Annotated in this window: 1 pseudogene; it reads right to left on the reverse strand. The window is 59.4% G+C overall.

The features are described from left to right. A pseudogene (locus tag NW837_RS15385) lies at positions 1–642 on the reverse strand (B12-binding domain-containing radical SAM protein); the annotation flags it as partial. Positions 643–853 lie beyond the last annotated feature (211 nt).

Raw genomic sequence — 853 nt, forward strand, 5'->3', positions numbered from 1 at the left:
CCCCAGCACCTGGGCCAGCTCCAGCAAGACCTCTCGGCGGGGCTTGGACAGGGATCCGGCCAGCACTTGGCCAATTTCCGGCAGCACCTCTTCCCCATCTCCGAAGACGAAGAAATCGAAAAAGTCGGCAAAAGGCTCCGGGTTGGAGGTGGCGGTTGGCCCACCGGCAAAGATCAGAGGGCACTCTTCCGGGGTAAAGGGCTGCCGCTCCCACCACTTGAGCGGGATCCCGGCTAGGTCCAGCATCTCCAGGATGTTGGTGCCCCCCAGCTCGTAAGCCAGGCTGAAGCCAATGATATGGAAAGCGCGCAGAGGACGGCGGGATTCCACGGCAAAGAGGGGGATCCCCAACTGCCGCAGGCGGGCCGCCAGATCCGGGCCTGGCAAGTAGGTGCGGTCACACAGTTGATCCGGCTGGGCGTTGAGGATGTTGTAAAGGATGAGGTGGCCTAGGTTGGAAGCTCCCACCTCGTACAGCTCTGGATAGCTCAGCACCCAACGCACCCGTGCCGAATCCCAAGGACGGTGGACGGCGCCAAACTCTTTGCCCAAGTAGCGGGCTGGCCGCTGAATCTCAGGGGTGAGCAGGCGATCCAGATCGATGGGACTCAGATGCGGTTCAGTTGCAGCCAGAGAGAGCATGGGGATCCGCCGAGACGTTGACACAGTCACTGATCTGACTCTAGCCGAACTTTTCCAGCAACCCAAACGAAGGGAGAAGCACTTTGCCCCTCTGAGCCCCTAGGTTACAGCCATATCCATTTTGAATGAGCCCGAGGAATGCTGATACATTCACGCTGAACTCTCCTGAACATGGTTCAGGAAAGAAGCGATCGCATCCTGCCTATCTCTG

The sequence above is a fragment of the Synechococcus sp. R6-10 genome, assembly GCF_047461815.1.
Taxonomy (GTDB): domain Bacteria; phylum Cyanobacteriota; class Cyanobacteriia; order Thermostichales; family Thermostichaceae; genus Thermostichus.